Raw genomic sequence first — 3,611 nt, forward strand, 5'->3', positions numbered from 1 at the left:
AGCTACCCGACATAGTCGGGCGGGGTAGATAGTGGCGACTATGTCTTGATCGATATAGGCGCCATACCGCGGCAATGCGATTGCTGCGTGCCGGCGTCGACACCTCGGTGATCGCGCTGTGGCTTGGCCACGAACACATCGAGACCACCCACGTCTATTTACACGCCGATCTGGAGCTTAAGGAGCGCACCCTGGCGAAAACCACGCCGGCCAACACCGCGCCAGGACGCTACAGGCCGCCCGACCAGCTTCTCGCGTTCCTCGAGGCGCTCTGATTATGCCGACCCCATCGCAGCGATCCCCGCCCCCAAGCCGAATTCCAAGCCATGGTCGGCATAATCCGGACATCGGCATAATGCAGAGCGTTTTTAGCTTGGCGTCGCGCAGAAAGGCGGGTGGCGAGGGCGCGCTGCGGTGGATCGCGACGGTGAGCTAAAAACGTGTTGGACTAAGCCGCCGGCACGGGTGGCCGCTATGGGTGTTCAATAGAGGCCGCACCCATGAACAGGCATCGCGTGGCGCTGCGGATGCGGTCGCGGACGCGGCGATTGAAGGCGTGGCATGCGCCGAAAGCGGCACGGATATCGGTTCGGGCAAAGTGAGGATCGGCGCCGCGCCCTGCCGCGAGAGACTGCCGGGCGTGACGGCGCATACCTTCGCGGGACCGGCTCAGTTTGGCTTCCGAGCGGGCCGTCGCGATGCTGATGACGAGGAAGGCGGCGCCCCTGTTTCATGACGTATCCCGGTATGACGGGCGTCCGGTGACACCGTCGAATGTTTCGATGATGATCATCTGCCCTTGATGACAGGCTGGGCATTGTCGGAGGGAGTGGCCGGTAAGGTCCTCGTAGCGGTCGCGGTAATCCTTCTCCGAGCGGCTGTTCGACGCCTTGGGAGCCGGCATGCCGAGGAGGTCGCGGCAATGGGCAAGCTTTTGCGCGCGATGGCGATTGCCGAGGAAGCCGTAATAGCGGATGCGATGGAAGCCCTCCGGCAGCACGTGTAGCAGGAAGCGACGCATGAACTCGTCGGCCGAGACGGTCATGACCTTTTGCCGATTGCCGTGCCGATAGTCCTTCCAGCGGAAACGAACGGCGCCATCCTCGATGTCGATGAGGCGGCTGTTGGAGACGGCGACGCGGTGCGTGTAGCGGCCGACGTAATCGAGGACCTGTTCGGGTCCGGCGAAGGGCGGCTTGGCATAGACGACCCACTCGGCCTTTCGAAGGGGCGCCAGGCAGCGCCGGAAGGCATTACGCTCGCTCAAGGCCTGCAAGTCAGAGAAGAGCTGCAGTTCGCCGGCCGCGAAGGCCTTCTCCAGGTGCTCCAGAAATAGCCGTCGGAAAAGGCGCGAGAGTACGCGGACTGGCAGGAAGAAGCCGGGCTTGCAGGCAATCCATCGCGTGCCGTCCGGCGAGAATCCGCCACCCGGGACGACGCAGTGCAGATGGGGGTGGTGCAGCAGGTTCTGGCCCCAGGTGTGCAGCACCGCGAAGAAGCCGATCTCGGCGCCCAGGTGCTTGGGATCGGCGGCGATGGTGCGCAGGGTCTCGGCGGTGGCGCGGAAGAGAAGACCGTAGACGAGCGCCTTGTTCTGATAGGCGATGGCGGCAATGGGTTCCGGCAGCGTGAAGACGACGTGGAAGTACTGCGTGTCGAGCAGTTCGGCGCGACGATCCTCCAGCCACTGCGCGCGGGCCAGCGATTGGCAGCGGGGACAATGCCTGTCGCGGCAGCTGTTGAACGCGATGCGCTGGTGACCGCATTGATCGCATGCTTCGACGTGCCCGCCGAGCGCGGCGGTCCGGCACAGTTCGATCGCCGTCATGACGCGGCGCTGGGCGGTCGACAGCGACGCATCATGCTGAGTGCGATAGGCATCGCCGTAGCGGCGGAATATGTCCGCCACTTCCGGCCCCGAGCGGGCCACCGGTGCGCCGCTTTAGAAGTATTGCGGCTTGGCGGCCGGCGGCAAGGTGGGCGCTGGACGCGGCAAGAGCTCGAAGGGGCTCGACGTGGCGCAGACCTTGTTGGTGGCAATCCGCAGGTATTGGGCGGTGGTCGCGAGGCTCCTGTGACCGAGCAGCAGTTGAATGGTGCGCACGTCGGCGCCGGCCTCCAACAAATGGACGGCGAAGGCGTGCCGCAAGCTGTGCGGCGTCACCGGCTTGGACAAGCCGGAGAGGTCGCGCGCTTTCGCGCAGGCATGTCCCACCGCATCCCTGGTGATCGGCTGGCCGGCACGATCGCCGGGGAAGAGCCAGGCCACTGGCCGGCGCACCTTCCAGTAGTCGCGCAGGATCTCCAGGAGCTTGGGCGACAGCATCACGTAGCGGTCCTTCTGGCCTTTGCCCTGCTCGACGCGAACGACCATTCTCTGGCTGTCGATGTCGGTGGTCTTCAGCTGAACCGCCTCCGAAATGCGCAAGCCGGCGGCATAGCAAGTGGTCAGGATGGCGTGGTGTTTGACCTCGAGGACGCAGCCAAGGAATTGCTGAACTTCCTCGGGGCTGAGGATGATCGGCAGCTTCTGCGGCTTCTTGGGAAGCGGGAGGACCTCTTCAGGCGCCCAGTCCCTTTCGAGCGTCACACTGTAGAGAAAACGCAGCGCCGCAATGGCGGTGTGGATCGAGCCGGGCGCCAGCTTCTTCTCGTTGGTCAGATAGACTTGGTAGGTCCGAATGTCCTCGCGCCCGAGCAGGTCCGGCGACTTGCCGAAATAGCGGGCGAACAGCGACACCTGTTGCAGATACGAGAGCTGGGTGTTGAGCGCGAAGTTACGCACCTGCATGTCCTCGCTCATGCGCTGGCGAAGTTGGGTCATGACAAGCTCCTTTGTCCGATGGAATGGGCTGCAAGCAGCCACCCCATGCTCGCGCAGCTGGAGCTCCTTTTGCATGCATGACTGGCGCCACGGACGACGCCATCAGGACCGCGCCGTCGGCGCATAGCCTCCTTGCCGCTCCGCGACCGCGGAGCGGGTTAGTCCAATGGACGTTATGCCGACGTCGGCATAAGGTTCACAAGCACAGGAATCTGCTTGCCCACGCTCCCGAGCGGCTGCACGAGGAGATCAGCGCCGATTACACCGACATGATCTACGCGGCCACGCCGGAGGAGATCGAAACCCGCCGCAAGGCGTTCCTGCGCAAATGGCGGCTCAAGTGCCGCGCGGTAGCCGACAGCCTGGAGGAGGCCGGCGAGCGTCTCTTCGCCTTCACCCGCCTACCCCCGAGCCAGTGGAAAAGCGCCAGAACAACAAACGCGATTGAGCGTCTGCATGAGGAGTTCAAGCGGCGCATCAAGACCCAGACCGTTCTGCCTTCGGCCGAAACCGCGGCAATGTTGTTCTGGGCGTTGATGGCGTCCGGTCAAATCTCGATGCGAAAGATCGACGGCTGGCAGACGCTTCCTACGAAGCCACTCGATCAGCAGATTGACCTCGCCGCATGAGCCGATAATCTTAACTTACCGGAGGCTGCTCCGCCAAATTCCAACACGACCCGCTACGGCACCGCGGTGACGAAAGAGGTCGCTGTGATCACGCCGACGCCGGGGATCGACATGAGGGTGCGGCAGGCTTGGCTTTGACGAGCAGTCGCGACGAGTCG

Annotated in this window: 2 protein-coding genes and 2 pseudogenes; 2 read left to right on the top strand and 2 right to left on the bottom strand. The window is 63.8% G+C overall.

Translation table 11 applies throughout. The features are described 5' to 3' along the window. Nucleotides 1–59: 59 nt before the first annotated feature. A pseudogene (locus F3H98_RS30695) lies at nucleotides 60–275 on the top strand (tyrosine-type recombinase/integrase); the annotation flags it as partial. A 455-nt stretch (nucleotides 276–730) separates the two neighbouring features. On the opposite strand, the gene F3H98_RS30700 reads toward F3H98_RS30695, so the two are convergent. Both F3H98_RS30700 and F3H98_RS30705 read right to left on the bottom strand, forming a co-directional pair. Continuing rightward, nucleotides 731–1,930 carry an IS91 family transposase gene (locus F3H98_RS30700; protein WP_149764764.1) on the bottom strand — a complete coding sequence of 400 codons (1,200 nt, stop codon included), beginning with the start codon at nucleotides 1,928–1,930 and terminating at the stop codon, nucleotides 731–733. A gap of 12 nt (nucleotides 1,931–1,942) precedes the next feature. Next, entirely contained in the window at nucleotides 1,943–2,824 is an 882-nt protein-coding gene (locus tag F3H98_RS30705) for a tyrosine-type recombinase/integrase (protein WP_149764766.1), read from the bottom strand. Between the two features lie 182 nt (nucleotides 2,825–3,006). On the opposite strand from F3H98_RS30705, the pseudogene F3H98_RS30710 reads away from it, so the two are divergent. Then, a pseudogene (locus tag F3H98_RS30710) lies at nucleotides 3,007–3,453 on the top strand (transposase); the annotation flags it as partial. Nucleotides 3,454–3,611: the final 158 nt, after the last annotated feature.

Source organism: Neomesorhizobium albiziae, from assembly GCF_900114255.1.
Lineage (GTDB): Bacteria > Pseudomonadota > Alphaproteobacteria > Rhizobiales > Rhizobiaceae > Neomesorhizobium > Neomesorhizobium albiziae.

Excerpts from the sequence above, each read along its gene's own strand:
- F3H98_RS30705 (WP_149764766.1), bottom strand. The coding sequence starts at position 2,824 with ATGACCCAACTTCGCCAGCGCATGAGCGAGGACATGCAGGTGCGTAAC.